Source organism: Serratia sp. Ae19-1 (assembly GCF_059801225.1).
On record NZ_JBCHWD010000005.1, the window covers coordinates 26,982 to 48,659 of the forward strand.

Sequence of the window (21,678 nt, forward strand, 5' to 3'; positions counted from 1 at the left end):
TGTGACCGTATATTTCGTAGTTTTAGCACCGATAAAATCAGCGCGCTCCCGAGGCATTCCAAATCAATCCCCCCGGTTTTAGTTCTTTGCTCAACCGTTCGGTAATCGCTTGGTTGACGATACCCTGTACGATTTTCCCCATCCCTCCCGCAGGAGGCTCACCGGCGTTACGCGCATTGCCATCCTGGCTCATCACCACAGTACTATTTACCGTAATACCGCCTCCCCGATCGCCTTTCAGTCCGAACATCGGTGCACGCTCGCCGACCAAACCACCGTCAGCGTAGCCGCGCATCATGGCGTAAAGATGACCTACGCCAATACGCTGCGTCGCCTCCTTGGTCATGACAAACTCACCGCGATGCACAACGCCGGCAGCATCATACTTGCCGCCATCACCGGTATACCCACCGGAGGACTTCAACCCCATCGGCACCGCCCCAGGAGTGTTACCGCCCGAAGAAGCGTCTCGGGCAATCCATCCCATGGCTTTTTGCACCATAAACGCCACCAACAACTGATTGATAACCTGGACGATCATTTTCAAGATAGAGGAAGTAAACTCTTGAAAACTGGTTTTCCCTGTGGTGACCATATCCGTCAACATTCCGGAAAGGCCGTTAAAGGTGGCTCGCCCAACATCCGCCATAGAGGCGTAAACGTTGGTCGCAGTATCCAGATATTCGCTCCATCCTTTACGTGCACCGGCGAGCCAGTCGCCACGAACCTTATCTTCAGCAGCAAATGTGTTTGCCAGCTCACTCATCATATTTGCAGCAAACGGGTTTTCTTTATTCTCCCGACTCAACTGCTGAAGCTCACGACGGCGTTGCAATTCACGGTCACTCACTCCGCTTTCTTGCAGTACTTGCTGGGATTTCGAGCGTTGTTGATTAATGTAATCCCCCGCAATACGGCCGTAGTCGGGCTTTTCTTGCCCTTTCGCCGACGAGACAGGGGCCGCTACCGCCGTGGGTGAATAAAATCCGGAGCGTTTATTGCGCTTACCCAGCCACGTGTCTATTTGCTCACGGCTGTCCCCCTTGTGAACAGGCGGTTGTTCCGCCGTCATGGCCTCACGATAACCTGCAAGGCCGGCACTGATTCTTGCGTGCCCCTGAAAGATGCTCTCCTCTAACTTAGCGGAGGTCTTCTGGCTGTCCTCAACAATTTTTTTATTCGTCTCAATAAAACCGTTAAGAAAGTCAACGTGGGCCATCTTGGCTATAGGCCCCAAAGAATCAACGATAAAGCCGGAAATCAATCCATCGCCTTTTGTGATTAACAGCCTGACTTCATCGATAAGCGTGCCCACGATATCTTTCACCAGCCTGGCCATGGCCAACATATCCACGCCAACGCCATGTGCGGCATCAGAAGCCCATTTTTTCACGTCCATCCACATCAGCGACAGCGGAGACATGTTTTCCATGATAGCCGCAGACTGCCTGCCGGTCTCATCACCATAGAACTGCATCGCCAACGTAGCCGCATCGGTGCTTTTCCCAGCATCAACCAAACGAGAGACATGCTCTAACATCTCAACGTTGACAAAGCCATACTGCTTACCCAACTCCGCCAATCCTTTAACGGGATCGTCCGCTATTTTGCGGAAGTTGGCTTCAACCTCTTCAGCGGTCACCTCGGTCACCGCACCAAGATCCTGCGTTGCTTTGGCAATAATGCCTATCTGCGGCGCGGAATAACGTCCCAAACGGTTCAAAGACGTGAGCAATGTTTCATTCGAACTGATACTGCTGTTCGTCATTGAACCGATAGAAACTGCCAGAGACTCCATTTGGCCAATCGAGTTGAAGGCCTGGCCGTTGGTCATAATGATGGAAGTTCGCATACTGTCGAATGATTCACGGACGTTATAGCCCCAACTGGCCAACGTTGCGACACCACCGATGACCCCACCCAAAGCGGCGCTAGTGGTCACCAACAATGGGCGTAATGCTTGCAACGTATTGCTTACGCCACCAAATGAAGTGACCAGTTGTGCCCCATGATTTAGCGCAACTTTCCAAACAGGCTCCCCCGACGCCAATGACGACACCAAACCCAACATATTGGTTGATAGAGTGTTTAATGTTTCCTTATAGGCTTTGGCATTATTATTACCAGTATGCATATCAGCAGCTTGCTGCCCCATTTGCCTCCTAAGCTGCTGCAGCGCCGCCCCATGGCGCCTTAAACCTTGCTCATCGAAGGCGCTGCGGGAAACTGAACTCTGGGTTTGACGTTGCTGCCGAATCAACTTGCCCAATTCATTATTTAACGGACCCAGCCGAGTCGACATCTGATGTAAACTATCACTATAGAGGCGGAGATCCTGCGCCCCACTGCGAAAAGCGCGATTCAGCACATCGATTTTACCGACGGTTGCCGAAGCGTTACGTTGCAAGTCGTTCAATTCTTTATTCGCACGCTGCAAATCACCGGTATGAATACGCAGCGTCATTGTTGCAATATCTGCCATGTCTGGCTCCTCGCCACAACAAAAGCCAGCACGGGGCTGGCACCCTCGCAGGCGATCATTTTCGGTGAATGACTCTTAGCGCTGCGTTTTCCATAATACGGATATCATTTAATGTGCTCGCCTCGTCATCTACCGCATAAACCTTCATTAACCAAGGCAGACAGTTATAATCCAACCCGGTGACACCATTCATTCCGATACGCCACTGCGTCGCCATCATCTGGAAAATAGTGACAGCTGATACCATATCCGGCCAGATTTCCAGAGTGACCGTTTCGTAGTCATCTATCGTTAATCCAAATGCGGCAAGCTCTTCGGGAGGGGTTTTAAGCGTGTAGAAAGCCTCGGCAAGCGCCGTCAGTTTTTTTCCCGTACCACCATCAACTCTTTGGTATACGCAGTGGCAATTGCATCAAACGCGCGCGGATAGTTATCAAGCAATGTGATAATGCTTTCTCTATTCAACGTGTCGGGCAATGACCATCCATCACAAATTTCGTGCAAGAAATCGGCCATAGGTTCATTGTTGTAGCTACCCGCATCCAATTGCTGTTCGGTTGCTTCGCGCAGCGATTTTTCCAGCGTTTCCAATTGGCTGCGTTTTTTATGTTTGAACGAAAATGTCAATATTCCATCCTCGCTTCCCGCACGCGGAATAGCGACGTCAATGCTAAAGGTTGGGGTTGGGTTAAGGGTAAATTCAGTCATCATGAAAAAGCTCCAAGCAAAAATAGTGTCGTTGAAAAACAGGCCTTACCGAGATAAGACCTGTTTGCCGTACCGATTAAAGGGTGGTTTTATAGAAAGTCATGTCGCTGGACTGAATTGCCAGCGATACAGCCACAGTTTCCACCTGGTTGACAGCCGTTGTTGGTTGAGGGTCAAAAGATGGAATTGCTGACCAATAGCGCAGTTCGTTAGCTTTAGGGACGTACATATAAAATGCCAAAACATCGCCATTACGATCCGCATTCTGCAACACGCTATAAATTGGCTGTGTCGAATCGTGAGCGAAGGTAAAGGTTTGCGTTTTCGCCGCCTTGAATGTCGCGAGGTTGCGTTGACGATCATCCTCAAGAAACTGAACCTGAGCATATTGTTGATCGCCGCCCGACTGAGCCACTTCGGTAATTTGCGGAATTTGGGTCCAGTTGGCGACTTTAGTCAGTGCACCTTTACCGATACCGGCAGGGAAAAACTTCACATCCGAAGTATTGATCGCACCAATAGTAACGCTGGTATCGGTTGAGGCTGTGATCTTGGCAACCAAGTCATCAATCAGCCCCCAGCCTGAATTGACAATGACAATGTCCCCAATTTTCAAACCATGACCTGTGGCCAGAGTAAATACAGCGCCATTAGCGTTGCTAACCGCCGTCGTTGCTACCGTCGAAGTAGCAGGGATACCGGCAAATACAGTTGCGCCATTAGGTAATGCAAAACTCATGGTAACTCTCCATTTTTAGATATAAAAAAACCGCCAGGAGGCGGTAGCAGATAAAAAGAAAGACATCATTTTGATGTACTTCTTCATTACATTTATAATCGGTTACGTCTCAGCGCATTAGAAAATTCATGACTGAGACCAATAACTGATACTAACAGGAATGATATAGCTATCTTCTTTTTGAATAGCAGGTAAAATACTGGCCGGGGCATTAATACTGCAGCTCAAATAATCATCGAAAAGCTCAGCACCATTGGGAAAAAGTGACAACACCCGCTCCGCTAACAGATAGCCATCATGGCTCCCCTCGCCTTTTTTGATCACAATATTGACCTGATAATTACCGCTGTATATCGTCACATCCTGAGAAACACCGACCCCCTGATTGACTGCAGGAACAATAAATGGCTCAAGATGCAACACCGCACTTCCCTCAACAGGGAAATTTGCCAACGTATAGTCGATATTGTTTTTTTCCGCCCATTGCAACAGTACCGACTCAAACAAATCTTTTATCTTTAAGGTACTCAACACAACCTCCAAATAATTTAATCCATAAATCCTCTCATGCCCATCAGGAATTGACACAATCTTATATGGTGTTTTTATCAACGAGAATAGAAAAATTAGAATTAATGCCTCATGCATGCCAACTTCAGATGTTATCAAGCTACATGATAAAATTCGAAGCGAAAAGAATTATTTTATTATTTTTTTAAATTAAAAAATAAAACAAACAAAAACACCCCGATAAACGGGGCTATATAAAAAATTGTGAAAAACCTCAACGCTTTTTATGAATACGCTAATAGTTTTCCATCTGCAACTTTATTTCCTCATGAGATAAACATCCATCTATAAAACCTTCCGCAATTTGCATTTGCTGACGAACTCTCCCTTCAGAGCATTTCCAACCACGTGCGATAGCCGATTTTGATTCGCCATACACATAGTGACGCAGAATCAATTCCAACTCTTCTGGTTGACGTATAGCCTGCAATCGAGCAACGGCACGATCGACAGCCAATCCGTCTTCATCACAACAAGAAAGGCGATTCTTTGCCGTATTCGGCAACAATCCCTTAAAGCCCGCAGCGATATGAGAGTATCCCATCGAAGGATGTTCCCGCGCCCAGCCTCCCCACCGCATCAATACCTGCTGTATATCCCTCATGCCCCCTCCAGGAATGTACCTTATGAATTCACTATCACTCAAAAAATGTGCTAAAAGTACATTTACGCTGACTAAAACCATCAACAAATGTACCTAGTGGATACATTATGCATATAAAAAATAGTTAAACAAGTAACTTGTACCATTTTGGTACATATGCTGTAATAAGTGATATGAAAACGATCGAAGAAATCCGACGGGAAAACGCCAGAAAATTGCGCGACGGCGTGGGCGGCAACTCAAACTTCGCTGCCATGTTGGATCGCGAAGCGACGCAAATCAGCCGAGTTATCGGTAAAAACCCCACAAAAAAAATTGGCGACGATCTCGCTCGCCATATGGAAATTTGTTTTTCTCTTGCTACCGGATGGTTGGATAAAACCCATGACACCGCCGCCGGCCACACCAACGTTCAGGAAACATCGTACGGCAACGATAAAAAGATAAAATTGGTTCCGGTGATATCCTGGGTTCAGGCAGGAGCCTGGACGGAAATCGCGTTTTCAGAGGTTGATTTGATTCAAACAGAACACTATCCCTGCCCTGTCGCCTGTGGGGAAAGGACCTACATTTTGCGTGTGGTCGGCGATTCAATGAGCCCGGAATACTCCCCTGGCGATCTGATTTTTGTCGATCCTGATGTTACCCCCTGGAATGGCGATGACGTGATCGCTTTAATGAGCGACTTCGGCGAAACCACATTTAAACGTTTTATTGAAGAGGGCTCAGAACGGATGCTAAAAGCACTCAATCCTGATTGGCCGGAACGTTACATCCCAATCAACAGCAACTGCCATATCATCGGTACTGTTATCTTTTCGGGTAAATCTCGTCGCCATCGATAAGTCCGCTGTTTCATGTCTCATGCCACGCCGCAATCATTCTCCTGAGGTATAGCGGTTTCCTCACTCAACGGCTGCGCTTGGCGTGGCGCTCGAAGTTTTCCGCCTTGGCCTGCGCCGATTTACGCAGCGTGACGTAGCAGGCGCCCTCACCGCCGTCGCGGGGTAAGGCGCGGCAAAACGCCTGCACCTGTTCAAACTGCGCCAGCCATTTGGCGACGTAACTGCGCACGATATTCGGATGGCTCTCGTTCTGGCGCCCGCGGCCGTGTACGATCAGCAGCGAACGCAGGTTTTGCGCCTCCGCCTGCACGATAAAGCGAAACAGCGCCTGCCGGCTGGCTTCAACCGACTGACGCAGCAGATTCAGCGACGCCTGCGGCGGGTAACGGCCGTTGCGCAGCTTGTCCAGCACGCCCTGCTGAATGCCTTCCCCTTTGAACTCCAGCGGCTGTTCACAGGGGATCACCTCGAGAAAACCAGTGCTGAGGAAATTTTCTTGCAGCAGCCGCTGCGCTTCGCGCCGCGCGCTTTTGTCCGCCGTCTCCTGCGGCTTGAGGTACAGCGTCTGCCGCCCGCTAGCCAGCGGCACCACGTCCGCCATCGCCTGTTCAAAAAAGTCTTTTTCCTGCTCGCTCATGTTCCACCTCTCTTGAACGGCAGCCTTTACGGCCGGGGATGGGGACGATTGTAAGACGCCTTGGCGCGGTTGCAAGCCGGGAATTGTCAGCGGCATTTGTCTCATTTGTCGTCAACGGGTGAGCTTGCGAGCAGTTTTCGCTATACTGCTAAGCCATCATTGAGTGCCGCAAAGGATCGAGCCCATGACAATGCGCGAGCTGGAAATCCAGTTTCAAAATGCGATGAATGAGTTGCAGAGCAGCTTCGAACGGCAACACCGCGAATGGCAGCAAAGCTATCAGGCGCTGCAGCAACTGCTGGAAGAAGCCAAACAGCGCGAAGCCGCGCTGCGGGCGCAGAATGAACAACTGGTGCGCAAGCTGAGCACCGCCAGCTCGGTGCCGGAGCAGCATGCGCTGGTGAAGCAGATCAAAATGCTCGGCGCCCATCTGGATGCGCTGGCCAAAGACGCGGCCACCTTCAATCACCACCTGCGCCAACAGAGCGCGGTCGGTAATTTCAGCGGCGAACAGCATTGATAACAGGCGCTGTCGCACAGCGCCTCCCGCCCCTCTTCTGGCGTATTGAGAGTGTAATAAAGCCTAAATGACCTGGATCATCCTCGCCGCCCTGATCGTCGTATTTATTATCGGTTACCGCATTTTGACGTCCGACACCCGTAAAGCCATCGATTCACTGGCCCATCTGCTGAGGGTCAAACCGATGCTGATCGAATCGATGATCCAGGAAATGGGCGGCCGCCAAAGCCAGACCTTTATCCGCATGCTGAACAACGGTTACACCGAAGAGATGCACCAGGCCGCTTACCTGCTGTTCATCTACCTGACGTTCATCAAGCAGGCGGATGACGAACAGATCGGCCAATGGCGCGATGTGCTGCTGCGCGCCGGGCTGTCGCCGGAGCTGCACGCCGAACACACGGAAGCGGCGCTGTTTTACTTCGCCGAGCTGGATATCGATGCGTTTGAACTGGCGCAGTTCCGTCGCGCCTACAATGAGCGTTTCAACCGCGAAGCATTGGCCCACGGCTGATAGCGTCCCCCTGGGGCGGGGGACCGATTACAGGAACATGCTGTAGAGGTAGCGCGACAGCGCTTCGCGCGAGCTGAAGCCGTGTGCGATGCCGTAACGCTGGTTCGGGGCGTCGCCGCTTAAATCCAAGGGAAACTCCAGATACTGTTCGCTGGTGCGCACCGGCGAGGTCGGCGTGGCGAAATGCACGCTTTTCTCTTTCAGCGCCGGGTGGATCACCAACGCGGTTCTGCCCATCCGCGCTTCGCGATTCACATACACATAGTGTGCGCCCTTGCGGTAGCCATAGGCCTGATCGGTGACATAATCACGCTCAAAGCCGGTATTCTCCAACACTTTAGCCACTTCATCCGGCCGTAAATACATCGATTCCTCCTCTCATTCTGGACCGCTGAGCGACCTTACCGTAATCATTCACCGAAACAATGATTTTCTGGGGAGGAATCCGGGTTTCAGACTATTCCTGACTCAGGCCCGACGCTGCTGCAACAGACGCAGAGTGAGCAATACTCCGAGCGCTACCAGCAGCGCCGCTGCCAAATAGATCGACGGCACGCCCGCTTGCCCAATCAACAGCCCGGCCAGCGGTCCTGTGATGCCCAACGCCAGATCGAGGAAGGCCGAATAGGTGCCGAGCGCCGTCCCCTGATTCTGCGGTGGCACCTGCTTCACCGCCTCGACGCCCAGCGCCGGGAACACCAGCGAAAAACCGGCGCCGGCCAGCAACGCACCGGTTTGCACCATCCAGGGCTCGCCGGCTTGCCAGATCAACAGCAGCCCGACGATCTCCACCAGAAACGACGCCAGCGTCACCTTCAGACCGCCGTGGCGGTTGATGACATTGCTGAAGATCAGGCGGATGCCGACGAAGGCGCAGCTGAACAGCGTCAGCGAAAACGCCGCGCCGCTCCAGCCCTTGTCGGCGTAGTAAAGGGTGATGAACGTGGCGATCACGCCGAAGCCGACGGTGCCCATCGCCAGCCCCAGGCCATAGGCCCAGATACGGCCGAGCACCGCGCTGAAGGCGATGCGTTGCCCGGCGGCGATCGAGACGTCCGGTTTGCCGCTCGCCAACAGCAGCGCGACTGCAACCGCCAGCACGATCAGCGCCGCCACACCGGCCAATCCCCACTGCTGGTTCAGATATACGCCGAGCGGCGCACCGGCCGCCATTGCGCCGTAGGTGGCGACGCCGTTCCAGGAAATGACGCGGGCGGTGTGCATCGCCCCGACCCGGCCGATGCCCCATAGCGTGGAACCGGTGCTGGCGAAACTCTCGCCGACGCCGAGAAACACCCGCCCCACGCACAGCAGCAGCAGGCTGAGCCACGGCCAGCCGTCAACGCCGAACGCCAGCGCGTAAAACAGGCCGCTGACGCCGCAGCACGCCAGGCCGAACAGCACCACCTTCTTCGGCCCCAGCAGATCGGCGTAGCGCCCGGCGTGCGGGCGGCTGAACAGCGTGGCAAAGTACTGCGCGCTGATGATAAGGCCTGCCAGCACCGAGTTGTAGCCCAGGTGGTTATGCACGAATCCCGGCAGCACCGCCAGCGGCAGGCCGATGGTCAGGTAGCAGACGAAGGTGAACATCACCACGGACAGAATGCGTCGGTTCAACTGGAGGTTATTTTCTGCGGTCATCGAAGGTGGCTCGCATCGGACGAGGTAGACGAAGCTCTCCAGCATACCCCGATGGGATCTGATGATAAATGAGAGAGTGATAACGAATTATTATTTCGCTAACGGTTTGTCGCCACCCGCGCGCGCAGAAAATCGATAAACGCCCGCACCTTCTCCGGCACATGGCGGGTGTTCGGGTAGAGCGCATAGATGCTCTGCTCAGGGAAACGGTGATCCGGCAGCAACCGTTGTAGCCTGCCGGCATCGATTTCGGGCTGCGCCAGCCACGCCGGCAGCAGCGCCACGCCGCCGCCATGCAAGGTGAACGCCAGCAATGCCGCAGCGCTGTCGCCGGTGAGCGTCGCGGCGTCCGCGACCTTGAACAGCACCGCTTCGCGCTGCGGGGTGATCACCTGCCAGCTGAGCGGCGAACTGAGCCGGCTGTGGGCGATCCACTGCGCCTGTGCCAGATCCGTCAGCGAATGGATCGGCCGGTCGGCCAGATAATCCGGCGCCGCCACCGGAAAAATGGCGAAGCTGTCGATCAAGGCCGCACGGTGGCTGGAATCCGCCAGTTGCCCCAGGCGGATCGCCACGTCGAAGCGCTCCGAGATCAGATCGGCATGATAAGAAGAAGAGACATGCTGGATGCGCAGGCGCGGATGCTGCCGCGAAAACGCCGCCAGCGCCGGCACCACCACCTGCGCGCCATACTCCGGCGTGCTGGTGATACGCAGCACGCCGCTCAACCCATGATGATCGCGGCGCACGTCGTCCAGCACATTTTCCGCCTCCTGCAGCAGCTGCAGGCTGCGCTGGTAGAAACGCTCGCCGGCATCGGTCAGCGATAGCCGCCGGGTGCTGCGCGCCAGCAGTGAAACCCCCAGCTCGTTCTCCAGCTGCTTAACGTTAAAGCTCACCACCGCCTTGGTTTGCCCCAGCGCCACCGCGGCGGCGGTAAAGCTGCCAGCCTCCACCACCGCCGCGAAGATCGCCAGGCGCTGCAAATTCAGCATTTCGATGCCCTTATTGTCAAAATTATTTTGACAGTGTAATCGCCCGCCGCCGATTTATCCGCACTTTTCCCCCCGCTACACTGCTCGCCTTCAACCGGAGGCACCATGTCTTATCGCAGCAAAGTGGCAATCGTCTATCTGCTCGGCTTTTTCGTCGATCTGATCAATATGTTTATCGCCAACGTCGCCTACCCCGCCATCGGCCAGGCAATGCGGGCGTCGGTCAGCCAGCTGGCGTGGGTCAGCAACGGCTATATTCTCGGCCTGACGCTGGTGATCCCGCTCAGCGCCTGGCTGGCGCAGCGCATCGGCGGGCGGCGGGTATTTATTCTTTCACTGGCGCTGTTCATGCTGGCCACCCTCGGTGCGGGCAACGCCGAGAGCATCGGCGCGCTGATCGGCTGGCGCACCCTGCAGGGCATGGGCGGCGGCTTGCTGATCCCCATCGGCCAGACGCTGACCTATCAGCTGTATCGCAGCCATGAACGCGCCGGGCTGTCGGCGGCCATCATGTTAGTCGGGCTGCTGGCGCCGGCGCTGTCACCGGCGCTGGGGGGCTGGCTCGTCGATCGGTTGGATTGGCGCTGGGTGTTTTTCGCCAACCTGCCGCTGGCGGCCTTGGCGCTGGCGCTGGCGGCGCTATGGCTGCGCGCGGAAACATCGGCGACGGAGCGAAAACCGCTCGACGCCACTGGCCTGCTGAGCGCCTGCGCGGCGTTGACGCTGCTGCTGCTCGGCCTGACGCGGCTCAGCGAAGCCGGTCATCAGGCTTCCGGCACGGCGCTGCTGATCGCCGGCCTGCTGGTGCTGGCCTATTATCTGCGCCATAGCCTGCACACTCCGCAACCGCTGCTGAACCTGCGACTGATCGGCGACCCGCTGCTGCGCAACGCCATGGCGGTTTACTTATGCATTCCCGGCCTGTTCATCGGCGTCAGCCTGGTGGCGATGCTGTATCTGCAAAACCAGCTGGCGATGCCCGCCGCTCAGGTGGGAGGCCTGATGCTGCCCTGGGCGCTGGCGTCGTTCCTGGCCATCACGCTGACCGGCAAAAGCTTTAATCGCCTCGGCCCGCGGCCGCTTTTGATCGTCGGCTGCCTGCTGCAAGGCGCCGGCATGCTGACGCTGGCGCAGATCGATCAGGCCGGGCAGCATGCGCTGCAGATCGCCGCCTTCGCCCTGATGGGGTTCGGCGGCAGCCTGTGCAGCAGCACCGCGCAGAGCAGCGCGTTCCTGCAGATCCCCGACGACCAATTGGCGGACGCCAGCGCGCTGTGGAATATCAACCGCCAGCTCAGTTTCTGCCTCGGCGTGGCGCTGCTCAGCCTGCTGTTGAATCTGCTGCTGACCGTGTTGCCACCCGCAGCCGCCTACCGAACCTGCTTTATTCTGGCGGGCGCCAGCGTACTTATTCCGCTGCTGTTGTGCCTGCGTCTCGCCAACCGCGCCATCGTGCGCCAACTCAACGCTAAACAGGATGCTGTATGAACCCGTATTTTACCGAAGTGATCGACGCCCACATCGCCATTGAGCGCTGGCTGGGCAAAGGGGCTGGAGAGGAACAGGCGCTGCTGGCGCGCTTTACGCCGGATTTCAGCATGATTGCGCTGAACGGCGCCCCGCTGGATTTCACCGCGCTGTGCGCTTTTTTCCGCGCGCATCGCGCCGCCAAACCGGGATTGGAAATCGAGATAGAAGAGATGAAGCTGGTGGCCGAATGGCCGACGGGCGCGGTAGTCAGTTATCGAGAAAAACAGCGGTTGCCAGGGCAAAGCGCCACCCTGCGGCACTCCACGGTGGTGTTCGAGCTTCTGCCCGCCGCAATCGGCTGGCGACATTTGCACGAAACCGCTATGGCGCAGTAATCACAAAAAGCTGCCGGCCAAAAACAGTTCCCAGCCGACGATCACCCCGCACAGGGTCACCGCGCTGAAAATGACTTCAAACAGATAGCGATTGATCATCGTGCGTAGCCTCAAAAGAAGACACCCGGAAGAACCGGGTGTCTGAAATACGGGCTGGATCATGCGGAACCTTTCGGTTCCGCAAACATCACTTAATTAAGCTTTTTTACCGGCTTTTTTGTGGTGTTTTTTAGCGGCCTGAGCTTTCTGCACTGGCGCTTTTTTGTGGTGCTTTTTAGCAGCCTGGGCTTTCTGAGCTGGCGCTTTTTTGTGGTGCTTTTTAGCGGCCTGAGCTTTCTGGGCTGGCGCTTTTTTGTGGTGCTTAGCTTTCTTGTGGTGCGTTGCTTTAGCTGGCGCTTTTTCAGCAGCAGCCGCTGGCGCAGCGGTAGTGGTGGTCGCAGCTGGAGCAGTGGTGGTAGCCGGAGCAGTAGCTGCAGTATCAGCAGCGAAAGCAACAGAAGACAGACCCATAGTGGCAGCAACGATCAGCGCTAATACTTTTTTCATCTTTAAATCCTCAGAGTGTTGTTTCGGTAAGCTCCGGTGGAGCCGTTGAAACAGATACTAGTGGAATCAAACCGCCGTTTCCGTGAGTGATTGGTTTCGCCGAGTAACCAAATGTACAACCTGGATGAACACCGTACATTGGCATCCGTTCTTCTACGTTTACCGTTGCCGGCGCCGCTAGAAACGCGCGTCAACGGCCTCGGCCAGCATGGCCAACAGTTGCTCGCTGTCCGTCCAACTGAGACAAGGATCGGTAATCGACTGCCCATAGGTCAGGGGCTGCCCCGCAACGACCGGCTGCGAGCCTTCTATCAGAAAACTTTCCGCCATGATGCCGGCTACCGCCCTCGACCCCGAGCGAATTTGCCGGCAAACCTCCGCAGCAACCGTCATTTGGTTGCGCGCTATTTTCTGGCAGTTGCCGTGGCTGAAATCGATCATCAGATGCGTCGGCAGGTTGCCTGCGCGCAACCTGTCGCACGCGGCGGCAATATCCTCCGCATGGTAATTCGGCTTTTTCCCCCCACGCAAAATAATATGCCCGTAAGCGTTGCCCCGGGTCTGATAAACCGTCATCTGCCCATGTTGATCCTGTGAGAAAAACGTATGGCTGTTGCGGGCGGCCCGAATGGCGTCAATAGCGATAGCGATATTGCCGTCGGTGCCATTTTTAAATCCTATTGGGCAAGACAGCGCTGAGGCCATTTCCCGGTGCACCTGGCTTTCTGTTGTTCGCGCACCTATCGCCCCCCAACTGATCAAGTCGGCGATATAACGCCCCACCACCACATCCAAATATTCGGTGGCAGTAGGCAGCCCAAGCTGATTGATATCCAGCAGCAGCCGACGCGCCATTTCAATGCCGCGGCTCACCTGGCAACTGCCATCCAATGCCGGATCTGAGATTAACCCCTTCCATCCCACTACCGTACGCGGTTTTTCGAAATAGGTGCGCATGACGATTTCCAGCCGATCCTGATAAAGCTCCCGCTGGGTCGCCAGCAGCCCGGCATAGTCCAGCGCTGCGCTCCGATCGTGGATCGAACAGGGGCCAATCACGACCAGCAGCCTTTTATCTTCCCCGTAAAGAATGCGTTCGATACGTTTACGCGCCGCAATGACATTATCGATAATGTCGGCGGAAGCCGGTAATTGCCCCGCCAATTTATCGGGAGTCACTAAACTGTCGATACGCAATTCATCTATTTTGTACATAATGTTCCCTAGTACACTGGTGTACATGTTTATACGATGAAATCTTTAATGAACTTGTAAGAAAGGCTTTTATGAAGAGCGCATTTTTTGGCGGTGATGAATAGCAGATCGGAAAGCCTGTCTTTTAACGCTTCACCGCGCGTTTTAACCCCCATAATATCTTTGGTTACTTTGAATTGAATATATGCCAGCAGGTCATGCTTATATGGATGAGGCACCCCCAGCCGATCCGCGATCACCATGCCTGACACCACTGCTCCTTCATGCCCCCCCAGACTGGTGTCAACGCCGCAAAACCACATGTTGGCACCGCCCTGTATTTCCCTCAGACGCGTCTTATGTAAAAAATCGCCAGGCTGCTGTTGAGCCACGCGCCAGCGGCAGGTTGCTACCCACTTTTGCGGATCGATGGGCACTTTGGGATCGAGAGTCACCAACAGCGGCGTGGTAAGATGCCGATACGGTGATAGTGCGTTAATCACGCGGGTGACGCTACCGGCCGGCGTTCCCGCAGGCGAGTCGGTGAACTGGCGGAAATTGAAGTAGTGCGGCACGGCCTGCTCCCCCAGATAGCGCGTATCATGGTGAGCCACGCTTTCGATATCGTGATAGGCGAAATGGGACAAGATCTCCCGTTGCTGCACCGTCGCCTCAGCCAACAGAGACAGAGTCACCTCCGCAGAGGTGGCGAAAATCACCGTATCGAACATCTCCTCTTTTCCCGCATGGCACAACGCAACGCCTTTGCCACGGGGTTTTACCCACTGTACCGGCGTATTCAGCCGCAAACGCTCCCCTAACGTGTCGGCCAGGCTTTGCAGGTAGCGATTCATGCCGCCGTCTACCTTGCGCCAATAGCCGGGGGCAAAGAACGACACCAGATTGGCGTTGAACGACAGCGCGAAAAACATCAGCGGATAACTACGCAAATCGACATTGCAGCCGGTAGAAATACTGATCATGGGATAGAGCGCCTGATAAATAAACCTGAGCGAATAGCCGTTTTCCGCCAGGTAATCCGCGATCGACATCGCTTTATAGCGCATGTCGCCGGAACTCATCACCTCCGACATGCCCAGTTGAAAGCGGCTAAACTCGTCCTGCATGGTCTGACGCATGGGGCCATCGCAGTGAACATTGCTCCAGTATTGCGCTTCTCCGGGAAAACGGGCGTGGAACGACGAGGGCGCCACATAATTTTCGATGCCTAAATAGCGCAGCAAATTAAATACGTTCGGTGCCACCCGTTCGTTAAAATATTCCACCCCCATATCCACGGGAATGCGCTCTTTTTCACCAGCGCCAACCGAGCACGTATAAACGTGCCCGCCGATATAATGGTTTGCTTCAAACAGGGTTACATGATGCCGATCGCGCAATAGCCAGGCCGCTACGGTGCCCGCCGCGCCGCCACCAATAATGGCGATATGTTTTTTCTTCATTGTGGCCATGCCTCCCGCTTCGGCGCCCGCAGCCAATGCAGGCACCGTTTCACGCCCATGCGTCTTTGCGTAAATTTTATTTCCATTAATTGCAGTCGCCATATTGTCAAAGCCATAACGCGACTGATTGGATAACGCTCACAATAGAAATTTCGCGCCTGCTCCTCATGTTCCGCAGACAACGGTGTGATGTGAGCCTGGTATTGCATTCCTCTCATCGACATCATTGATTTCACCGATGAAATAATAGTTCCGGAAACCGTTGGCGCCTTAAGCATTAACTGCGAATGCCGTGAATTGATGTCGCTCATCAAATACAACACCATTTGCTCTTTTTGGAATTGATAAAAACAACTTGCAGACCACACGGTTCCTTCCGCGGCGACACTGAGCGTTAATACGCGCTCCTGATTAATAAATTGGCAGATTTCACGTAATTGCTGTTCGTTATTCATGACCTCTCCTCAGCATGCCCCGTGGATAATGCTCTGGATGCGTTAATCATATTTACTGCAACCCGCCGCTCAGGTGTGTTGCAATATCTGCTCCGCAATGACGTTGGGATTTTCGCCACTGACGATCAGCGCTACCGGAATTTTGCGCTGCAACTTCGCACTGATAATGCCTGCCGAAATCACGGCCAGCGCCGAATTGCCGCCGAGGTCGAAAAAGCTTGATGTGGCGTCAAACGCTTTGCGGCCCAGCGTGGTAGCGAAAACCTGACAGACCGTTTCCGCGATGGCTCGCCGTTGGGCGCAATCCTGCGCGAGCGGCGCGCGGTCGACATGGTGGTGCAACGTGTTGTTCCAACAAGGATCGGGCAGGGATTTTTTGTCGAGCTTGCCGTTCGGCTGGAGAGGAAAATCGGGCAGCATCACGAACAGATCCGGCACCATATAAGCGGGTAGCTTATTCGCCAAGCTGGCTTCCAGCGACGCTTTGCTCAATGACGCCCGGCTGACGATATAAGCGGTGAGCATATCGTCGCCCTGTCCTTCAAACGGTCTGGCGGCAACCACCGCGCCCGCGACGCCGGGGATATTTTCCAGCTCTTGCTCGATCTCGCTCACTCCGATGCGATTGCCGCGGATTTTAATTTCTCCTTCCCCGCGCCCCAACCATTCGATTTTTCCCGGCTCGCGCAGGTGAACGCGATCTCCCGAACGATAAAGCTTCATGCCGGTTTGCGGATGAGTGATAAAGACTTTTTCCGTACCCTCGCGGTTGCCGTAATAGCCTTGCGCCAGGCCATGTCCGGAAATATAGAGCTCCCCCTGCTCGCACGGCTCAAGCGCTTCGTTCAGCACGTGCAACTGGGTATTCGCCAGCGGTTCGCCGATGGAAATATAATCCGCATCCCACTCAACGCTTTCGCACGATGTCCATACTGTCGCTTCCGTGGGGCCATACAGATTCCATAATTTGCCGCAGGCCTGGCTCAATTTTTTCGCTAACGCCAACGGCAGCGCCTCCCCACCGGCCAGCAGCGTCACGGAGGCATCGGGGCGCCAGCCGGTAGCCCACAAAATTTTCCATAGGCTCGGGGTCGCCTGAACGAAATGGCTTTGCTCAATCAGCGGGAGAATGCCTTCGATGGCGCTCACTTCATCATTGTTCGCCAACAGGACCGTCCCACCAACGCTCAGCGGCAGTAGCAGTTCAAGAATGGAAATATCGAACGCCACCGTGGTATGCGCCAAAAAGACATGGGACGAACGCACGTCCAACCGTTCGGCAATGGCGGTTAAGAAGTTGCTCAGCGCCTGGTGGCTGATGCTGACGCCCTTGGGTTGCCCAGTCGAACCGCTGGTAAACAGGATGTAAGCGAGGTCATCGCACCGCCTTGCCACGCAAACCACCTTCCCTGCCGCGCCAGGTACGGGATACGTCACGTTATGGTGCAACCGCCGTGCCAGAACGCTCTCGTCCGGATGAGCGAGCAGCACTTTCGGCTTGGCGACGTCGACGTAGCGTTCCAGTCTGGACAGCGGATAGGTGGGATCCAGCGGGACAAAGGTCGCCCCGAGAGCCAATGTGGCGACCATCGCCGGGATCAGCCATCGATCGCGATGTAACAGCAATCCGACGACATCATTCGGCCCAACACCGACCTGCGTCAGTTGGCGCTGTACGGCAACCACGCGCCGTTCGAATTCGGTGTAATCCATGCGGCTTTCGCCGTTGATTAGCGCAGTTTTCTCTGGATGCTTCACGATTGACTGTAGAATCAACTCGGCCGCGTTGCCGGTTTCGCTGATATTCACACTGCAGTTTCCTGTCATCATGTCTGGCATGAGGAGCTCCTGTTGGCAAATCATTGAGAAACGCGTTGGCGCCGTTATTCAAGCGTCGAGAGAGACGACGAGATATCGTCGACCCATTGTTCATCGCGAAATGAGGCCGATACGCCGCCGAAATCCATATTGAGGCTGCGTAAGAACGGTCCGATGCAGATGACATCCGCCACATCGAAGCTTTGCATCTGCCGGATCATCGCCGGCACCGACAGCGTTTCCGTTTCGCCGCGCACGCACATCTGTCTGATTCCCTGCGGATCGTTAACCACGCCGATTTCCGGCAAACAGGTCACCACCGGATAACGCGGCGCAGGCAGCGCACAACCCTGCAAATACGCATCGACCTGCTCGGCGATCCGCCGGCGATAAGGAGTGTGATACGCCGAGTTGCACAGCGCCGGCGGCAGCACCTCCAGCACTCCGGAACCTTCCTGCCCGCGCCCCTCCAGCGCCCGGCGCAATCCAGCGACCATCAACAGCGAGCCAATGCCTTGATGAATCGGGCCATAATCGACGGCGATGCGCATTTCCGGCGGCTGGTGGTAGAAAGCGCGACCGCCTTCTTCCATCACCATGACAAATCCCACCGTTTCGTCTTCGTCATCGGGCATGTCGACCCGCTGGCGAATCAGCGCCGTGGCATCGTCCAGAGTCAACCCACCGGCCACGCAGAGTGCGGCCACCTCTCCAAGACTAATGCCGCCTACGCAGCTCGGCGCACCCCGTTGTTCAATGATGTCGTCGGCTATGCCCAGCATGCCGGCGAGCAATCCTAGCGAAACCACCTGCATGCATGAAGCATCATCAGGCGGCGGCGTCTTACGCAAGATCGTGTCGACGTCCATATCGGCAGAGCGCGCAACCTGCCCGAAGCGGGCGCGAACCAGAGGGTGGGTAGCGTAAAGACGCTGCATGTCTTTCATCATGTGGGATACATCTGCAGGCCCAAAAATCAGCGCATACGGAGTGGTCACCATGTTTCTCCTTTAATTTTATTTTCTACCCAGGATGGTGTGACGCGAAATCCCCGATTGCACATCAGGAAATCACTTAGATAAGCATCGTGGGGTACCGAGGGGGCCATCCATGTAGTGGGAATATCACCGACATAAATATTACTGATGCTGGCATCGGCCAAAATCGGTGCCAGCAGCCGGGCTTGTCGGGAAAAGACCGTCACGACCAAGGAGCCCGACAGCATCGGTGCGCTGCGCATCGCCTGATACGGCGCGACCGTCACGCAGGGGAAAGGCAACTCGCGTTGCACCCGCGGATCGTCAGGTTCAGTAACTTCGATCACCAGCGGATGCAGCACGAAGCCTTCCGGTATCGGGTCAGCCTCAACGATTGAGCCGAGCGCGCTACGCAGCCAATCCACCGTTTGCCGCGATGCATACGGCAACGTCTCCGGCGGCAGCTGTTGCAACGCCAGCCTTAAACGCCGACAAAAGTCATGCGTATCGCCCTCCACCAGCACCGCGCTGGCCGACACGCAGGCGGCGCCGCCAAGATCGGTCATTGACCTCGCCACCAACGCGGCCGCTTCATCCAGGCAAGCGTCGGCGCCGACGACAATCTTGGCGCGCCCCGGCCCCTGCACGCGTACCCGGGGATGGAGACGGTATTTATCCACAATATCCTGGCCGCCGTACGCCAACGTCAGGTCGGCCGACGCCACCAGTTCGTCCGCTCCACGATAGTCTGTGGGGATCAGCGCCACATAATGCGCCAGGCCGGCTTGCGCCATCGCACAGACCACGCGTTGCGCCGTGAAGGGTTCGCGCGTAGAAGGCCTGACTAGCGCACGGTAACCCAGCGCCACCGCTTGTGGCCACAGCGCATGAATGCCCGGCCCATTGCCGGCGGCCAGCACGGCGAAAATGTCGCCTTTACGGCTGAATAAGCTGCACCCGGCCTGCGCCTGCGTATCGTGTCGCGACCAGCAAGCACCTTGCGGCCTGCCCGCGTCGATAATCTGCGGCATCTCACGTAACGCCTGCGCGATCGCGGCCAGGGCGTTTTGCGTCACCGCCGCCGGTAAGCCGGTGGTGCGGCGCACTCGTTGACAATACGCATCGGGCGACAGCCCCGCGACCGCGTCATATTGGAAGCTATCCGCCGCACGCGCCATCGCGGCATGAATTTCCGTCAGGGAGAGCGCGGGGGCTGCTCTCATCACACCGATGGTGCTATGGATGTAAACCGGCGGGGCGACCGCCATTTCCGCTACCGGGGCGCCGAGCAGATCGTGGATCGCGACGCGCCGCCGAGTCGCATACTCGCGCCCCAGCGCTACGGCCTCGATCCGCCCCATCGCTGCAGAATCAAGAGGAGAGTTCATGGTTAATAAACCCCCTCGATAACCGCGCGTCCGTCAATGGCTGCCAACGGGCCGACGTCGCTGACCGACGCGCCGGGGAAATCGTCGTTGCGCGGTCGGCGCACCGCAGTATCACGCTCCAGGATATTGGGGAAGAAAGCGTAACGACTGAGATGATGCATGATCACTCGCCCGCGCTCGCCAAACTGCACGGGGTGTAGCGTTTGCGGCTCGACCACCTCCAGCAGGAGGTAGGGGGCAAAACTGTCGAAAATCACCGCGTCGTCGATACTCGCCGGGCAACGCGCCTTGGCTTCCCCCAGGATCATCGTGCTGCCATAGCTGGCGTTGATTGGCACCGCCGGAAACACCTCCGTTTGCAGGAACGCCAGGGTATCGGGATCCATTTGGGTACCGCCCCAGGTGATCTCCTTCAGCGTCCGGTTCATATGCGCCACCAGCGCCGGACGCTGCGCCATTCGCTCCAGAATCGGCGGTGTGGCGATAAGGTACTGGATAGACTGCGTGTACAGGATATCCTCAGCCTGTTCGACGATATGCGCGGCATAGGCTTGCATCCCGGCCATATCATTGCGCTGAATGCACTTTTTGACCCAACGCGGATCCAGATCGACGGTAAAGCACAACCCGCCTTTAGCCCTTGCGCGACGGGTGTTTATCGCGCCGACGATATGCGGGCCGGTCGGGACCAGCGCCAACGTATTGCCGGGCTGTTCGTCGGCGCGGGACCGCTGATCGGATAAACGCCAGCTCACCAACTCATCCAGCCACTGCTCAAACACCACGATGCGTTTCGGCTTACCGGTGGTGCCGCCGCTTTCAAATACGCCCGCCAGCGCCGAGTCATGCAGACCACGTGGGATCAGCGCTTCTATCGGAACGTCGCGCAGACGATCGGCGACATCGGGGAAACGCGCCAGATCGGCGAAGGTGTTAACCTCATGCAGCGGATCAAAATCGAGCGATTGGCGCATATCCAACCAGAACGGCGCGCCGGTTTGCGGTGAAAAATGCCATTTCATCATTCCCGTCAGGTGGGAAGTAAAGTCAGGTAAATTCATCATATTTTCCCATGGTTACGGCTGTAGCCAGGCGCTCCGCCATTCGTTCCGGTGATACTCGGCCCGCAGGCGCCGGTGCAGGCGATCCGAACTGGCGGCCCAAAATTCCACCGTTTGCGGTACCAGTTGGTAGACGGCGAAACGGTCGGGACAGGGCAATGCCCCCGCGCCCTCAAGGGCCTCGGCCGCCCGACGCAGCGTCTCGCTGTCCAACAGCGGTTCACTTTGGTGAGAGACTGTCGACATTGCATGCAACGGAACCGGGCGTTTTTCCCAAACCGCCTTGGCCGTGGCCTGCGGCAGCTTGACCACCCTGCCGCTGACCGAGAGCTGTCGCCCCAATTCTTTCCAGTAGAAGTGAGCGCAGGCATGGGGATGGCTGTCGATATCCTGAATCTTGCGGCTACAGCTGTGGGTGGCGAACAAAATGCCGGTCTCGGCGAAGTCGAGGATCGCCATAACGCGCGAACTCATTTCGCCCTGCACATTGGCGGTCGTCAGCACCATCGCCCGCGGTTCTCTGACCTGTTCGCGTATCGCTTCCCGCACCCAGGCGCAGGCGAGCTCAATCGGCTGGTTCAGCCGCGCATGGAAAGGCAAAAAATCCGTATCCACCTTGCCGCTGACACTTTCAAACGCACTACTTCCCATTTTCC

At 55.9% G+C, this 21,678-nt stretch carries 24 protein-coding genes; 5 read left to right on the top strand and 19 right to left on the bottom strand.

What is annotated here, in order from left to right; all coding sequences use genetic code 11:
* Positions 1–37: 37 nt before the first annotated feature.
* From AAIE04_RS15320 to AAIE04_RS15345, 6 genes are all read right to left on the bottom strand, one after another.
* A complete protein-coding gene (locus AAIE04_RS15320; RefSeq protein WP_498577283.1) occupies positions 38–2,482 on the bottom strand; it encodes a phage tail tape measure protein in 2,445 nt (814 codons plus the stop codon).
* Positions 2,483–2,537: 55 nt separating this feature from the next.
* A complete protein-coding gene (locus AAIE04_RS15325) occupies positions 2,538–2,843 on the bottom strand; it encodes a DUF1799 domain-containing protein (protein WP_154747734.1) in 306 nt (101 codons plus the stop codon).
* Positions 2,840–3,193, bottom strand: coding sequence for a phage tail assembly chaperone (locus tag AAIE04_RS15330; RefSeq protein WP_498577284.1), 354 nt, complete (start codon positions 3,191–3,193; stop codon positions 2,840–2,842). The genes AAIE04_RS15325 and AAIE04_RS15330 overlap by 4 nt, the downstream gene beginning before the upstream one ends.
* A gap of 73 nt (positions 3,194–3,266) precedes the next feature.
* Entirely contained in the window at positions 3,267–3,929 is a 663-nt protein-coding gene (locus AAIE04_RS15335) for a phage tail protein (protein ID WP_019455562.1), read from the bottom strand.
* A gap of 126 nt (positions 3,930–4,055) precedes the next feature.
* Positions 4,056–4,577: a phage tail terminator-like protein gene (locus AAIE04_RS15340; RefSeq protein ID WP_019455563.1), complete on the bottom strand. Its 522-nt coding sequence runs from the start codon at positions 4,575–4,577 to the stop codon at positions 4,056–4,058.
* 157 nt (positions 4,578–4,734) lie between these two features.
* Positions 4,735–5,103, bottom strand: coding sequence for an antiterminator Q family protein (locus tag AAIE04_RS15345; RefSeq protein WP_154747735.1), 369 nt, complete (start codon positions 5,101–5,103; stop codon positions 4,735–4,737).
* 173 nt (positions 5,104–5,276) lie between these two features.
* Between AAIE04_RS15345 and AAIE04_RS15350 the strand changes: the two genes are divergently transcribed.
* Positions 5,277–5,948 (top strand): LexA family protein, encoded by a 672-nt coding sequence (locus AAIE04_RS15350; protein ID WP_019455565.1) that lies wholly within the window; start codon positions 5,277–5,279, stop codon positions 5,946–5,948.
* A 64-nt stretch (positions 5,949–6,012) separates the two neighbouring features.
* Here AAIE04_RS15350 and smrA read toward each other — a convergent pair whose 3' ends face one another.
* Positions 6,013–6,585 (bottom strand): DNA endonuclease SmrA, encoded by a 573-nt coding sequence (gene smrA / locus AAIE04_RS15355; RefSeq protein WP_498577285.1) that lies wholly within the window; start codon positions 6,583–6,585, stop codon positions 6,013–6,015.
* A gap of 184 nt (positions 6,586–6,769) precedes the next feature.
* On the opposite strand from smrA, the gene AAIE04_RS15360 reads away from it, so the two are divergent.
* Both AAIE04_RS15360 and AAIE04_RS15365 read left to right on the top strand, forming a co-directional pair.
* Entirely contained in the window at positions 6,770–7,105 is a 336-nt protein-coding gene (locus tag AAIE04_RS15360) for an MbeD/MobD family mobilization/exclusion family protein (RefSeq protein WP_099784257.1), read from the top strand.
* A 67-nt stretch (positions 7,106–7,172) separates the two neighbouring features.
* Complete coding sequence (locus AAIE04_RS15365) at positions 7,173–7,619, top strand: DUF1198 family protein (RefSeq protein WP_019455567.1); 447 nt, start codon at positions 7,173–7,175, stop codon at positions 7,617–7,619.
* A gap of 27 nt (positions 7,620–7,646) precedes the next feature.
* Here AAIE04_RS15365 and AAIE04_RS15370 read toward each other — a convergent pair whose 3' ends face one another.
* The 3 genes from AAIE04_RS15370 to AAIE04_RS15380 form a co-directional block, all read right to left on the bottom strand.
* Positions 7,647–7,985, bottom strand: coding sequence for a DUF2002 family protein (locus AAIE04_RS15370; RefSeq protein ID WP_019455568.1), 339 nt, complete (start codon positions 7,983–7,985; stop codon positions 7,647–7,649).
* A 102-nt stretch (positions 7,986–8,087) separates the two neighbouring features.
* Entirely contained in the window at positions 8,088–9,260 is a 1,173-nt protein-coding gene (locus tag AAIE04_RS15375; protein ID WP_019455569.1) for an MFS transporter, read from the bottom strand.
* Positions 9,261–9,358: 98 nt separating this feature from the next.
* Positions 9,359–10,255: a LysR family transcriptional regulator gene (locus AAIE04_RS15380; protein WP_498577286.1), complete on the bottom strand. Its 897-nt coding sequence runs from the start codon at positions 10,253–10,255 to the stop codon at positions 9,359–9,361.
* A 105-nt stretch (positions 10,256–10,360) separates the two neighbouring features.
* On the opposite strand from AAIE04_RS15380, the gene AAIE04_RS15385 reads away from it, so the two are divergent.
* Together AAIE04_RS15385 and AAIE04_RS15390 are read left to right on the top strand one after the other, a co-directional pair.
* Complete coding sequence (locus tag AAIE04_RS15385; RefSeq protein ID WP_074055588.1) at positions 10,361–11,743, top strand: MFS transporter; 1,383 nt, start codon at positions 10,361–10,363, stop codon at positions 11,741–11,743.
* The gene (locus tag AAIE04_RS15390; protein ID WP_498577287.1) at positions 11,740–12,120 is read left to right on the top strand and encodes a DUF4440 domain-containing protein; all 381 of its coding nucleotides are present in this window, start codon (positions 11,740–11,742) and stop codon (positions 12,118–12,120) included. Before AAIE04_RS15385 ends, AAIE04_RS15390 begins: the two co-directional genes overlap by 4 nt.
* A gap of 195 nt (positions 12,121–12,315) precedes the next feature.
* On the opposite strand, the gene asr is transcribed toward AAIE04_RS15390, so the two are convergent.
* From asr to AAIE04_RS15435, 9 genes are all read right to left on the bottom strand, one after another.
* Complete coding sequence (asr, locus tag AAIE04_RS15395; protein WP_004928953.1) at positions 12,316–12,666, bottom strand: acid resistance repetitive basic protein Asr; 351 nt, start codon at positions 12,664–12,666, stop codon at positions 12,316–12,318.
* A gap of 177 nt (positions 12,667–12,843) precedes the next feature.
* Positions 12,844–13,881 (bottom strand): 3-deoxy-7-phosphoheptulonate synthase, encoded by a 1,038-nt coding sequence (locus AAIE04_RS15400; RefSeq protein ID WP_498577288.1) that lies wholly within the window; start codon positions 13,879–13,881, stop codon positions 12,844–12,846.
* Between the two features lie 29 nt (positions 13,882–13,910).
* Entirely contained in the window at positions 13,911–15,323 is a 1,413-nt protein-coding gene (locus AAIE04_RS15405) for an FAD-dependent oxidoreductase (RefSeq protein ID WP_498577289.1), read from the bottom strand.
* Entirely contained in the window at positions 15,320–15,778 is a 459-nt protein-coding gene (locus tag AAIE04_RS15410; RefSeq protein WP_498577290.1) for a PNPOx family protein, read from the bottom strand. The genes AAIE04_RS15405 and AAIE04_RS15410 overlap by 4 nt, the downstream gene beginning before the upstream one ends.
* Before the next feature lie 69 nt (positions 15,779–15,847).
* A complete protein-coding gene (locus AAIE04_RS15415) occupies positions 15,848–17,617 on the bottom strand; it encodes a non-ribosomal peptide synthetase (RefSeq protein ID WP_498577291.1) in 1,770 nt (589 codons plus the stop codon).
* Between the two features lie 44 nt (positions 17,618–17,661).
* Positions 17,662–18,597: a hypothetical protein gene (locus tag AAIE04_RS15420; protein WP_498577292.1), complete on the bottom strand. Its 936-nt coding sequence runs from the start codon at positions 18,595–18,597 to the stop codon at positions 17,662–17,664.
* A complete protein-coding gene (locus AAIE04_RS15425) occupies positions 18,591–19,961 on the bottom strand; it encodes an aldehyde dehydrogenase family protein (protein ID WP_498577293.1) in 1,371 nt (456 codons plus the stop codon). Before AAIE04_RS15425 ends, AAIE04_RS15420 begins: the two co-directional genes overlap by 7 nt.
* Positions 19,962–19,963: 2 nt before the next feature.
* The gene (locus AAIE04_RS15430) at positions 19,964–21,025 is read right to left on the bottom strand and encodes an acyl-CoA synthetase family protein (RefSeq protein WP_498577294.1); all 1,062 of its coding nucleotides are present in this window, start codon (positions 21,023–21,025) and stop codon (positions 19,964–19,966) included.
* Between the two features lie 12 nt (positions 21,026–21,037).
* Positions 21,038–21,673, bottom strand: a complete 636-nt coding sequence (locus tag AAIE04_RS15435) for a pyridoxal 5'-phosphate synthase (protein ID WP_498577295.1) — start codon at positions 21,671–21,673, stop codon at positions 21,038–21,040.
* Positions 21,674–21,678: the final 5 nt, after the last annotated feature.

What these genes read in the sequence shown, in the direction of transcription:
- smrA (WP_498577285.1), bottom strand. Translation starts at nt 6,585, where the DNA reads ATGAGCGAGCAGGAAAAAGACTTTTTTGAACAGGCGATGGCGGACGTG.
- AAIE04_RS15405 (WP_498577289.1), bottom strand. Translation starts at nt 15,323, where the DNA reads ATGAAGAAAAAACATATCGCCATTATTGGTGGCGGCGCGGCGGGCACC.
- AAIE04_RS15410 (WP_498577290.1), bottom strand. Translation starts at nt 15,778, where the DNA reads ATGAATAACGAACAGCAATTACGTGAAATCTGCCAATTTATTAATCAG.
- AAIE04_RS15430 (WP_498577294.1), bottom strand. Translation starts at nt 21,025, where the DNA reads ATGATGAATTTACCTGACTTTACTTCCCACCTGACGGGAATGATGAAA.
- AAIE04_RS15435 (WP_498577295.1), bottom strand. Translation starts at nt 21,673, where the DNA reads ATGGGAAGTAGTGCGTTTGAAAGTGTCAGCGGCAAGGTGGATACGGAT.
- AAIE04_RS15425 (WP_498577293.1), bottom strand. Translation starts at nt 19,961, where the DNA reads ATGAACTCTCCTCTTGATTCTGCAGCGATGGGGCGGATCGAGGCCGTA.
- AAIE04_RS15390 (WP_498577287.1), top strand. Translation starts at nt 11,740, where the DNA reads ATGAACCCGTATTTTACCGAAGTGATCGACGCCCACATCGCCATTGAG.
- AAIE04_RS15345 (WP_154747735.1), bottom strand. Translation starts at nt 5,103, where the DNA reads ATGAGGGATATACAGCAGGTATTGATGCGGTGGGGAGGCTGGGCGCGG.
- AAIE04_RS15350 (WP_019455565.1), top strand. Translation starts at nt 5,277, where the DNA reads ATGAAAACGATCGAAGAAATCCGACGGGAAAACGCCAGAAAATTGCGC.
- AAIE04_RS15330 (WP_498577284.1), bottom strand. Translation starts at nt 3,193, where the DNA reads ATGATGACTGAATTTACCCTTAACCCAACCCCAACCTTTAGCATTGAC.
- AAIE04_RS15415 (WP_498577291.1), bottom strand. Translation starts at nt 17,617, where the DNA reads ATGCCAGACATGATGACAGGAAACTGCAGTGTGAATATCAGCGAAACC.
- AAIE04_RS15340 (WP_019455563.1), bottom strand. Translation starts at nt 4,577, where the DNA reads ATGCATGAGGCATTAATTCTAATTTTTCTATTCTCGTTGATAAAAACA.
- AAIE04_RS15375 (WP_019455569.1), bottom strand. Translation starts at nt 9,260, where the DNA reads ATGACCGCAGAAAATAACCTCCAGTTGAACCGACGCATTCTGTCCGTG.
- AAIE04_RS15420 (WP_498577292.1), bottom strand. Translation starts at nt 18,597, where the DNA reads ATGGTGACCACTCCGTATGCGCTGATTTTTGGGCCTGCAGATGTATCC.
- AAIE04_RS15320 (WP_498577283.1), bottom strand. Translation starts at nt 2,482, where the DNA reads ATGGCAGATATTGCAACAATGACGCTGCGTATTCATACCGGTGATTTG.
- AAIE04_RS15365 (WP_019455567.1), top strand. Translation starts at nt 7,173, where the DNA reads ATGACCTGGATCATCCTCGCCGCCCTGATCGTCGTATTTATTATCGGT.
- AAIE04_RS15335 (WP_019455562.1), bottom strand. Translation starts at nt 3,929, where the DNA reads ATGAGTTTTGCATTACCTAATGGCGCAACTGTATTTGCCGGTATCCCT.
- AAIE04_RS15360 (WP_099784257.1), top strand. Translation starts at nt 6,770, where the DNA reads ATGACAATGCGCGAGCTGGAAATCCAGTTTCAAAATGCGATGAATGAG.
- AAIE04_RS15385 (WP_074055588.1), top strand. Translation starts at nt 10,361, where the DNA reads ATGTCTTATCGCAGCAAAGTGGCAATCGTCTATCTGCTCGGCTTTTTC.
- asr (WP_004928953.1), bottom strand. Translation starts at nt 12,666, where the DNA reads ATGAAAAAAGTATTAGCGCTGATCGTTGCTGCCACTATGGGTCTGTCT.
- AAIE04_RS15380 (WP_498577286.1), bottom strand. Translation starts at nt 10,255, where the DNA reads ATGCTGAATTTGCAGCGCCTGGCGATCTTCGCGGCGGTGGTGGAGGCT.
- AAIE04_RS15370 (WP_019455568.1), bottom strand. Translation starts at nt 7,985, where the DNA reads ATGTATTTACGGCCGGATGAAGTGGCTAAAGTGTTGGAGAATACCGGC.
- AAIE04_RS15400 (WP_498577288.1), bottom strand. Translation starts at nt 13,881, where the DNA reads ATGTACAAAATAGATGAATTGCGTATCGACAGTTTAGTGACTCCCGAT.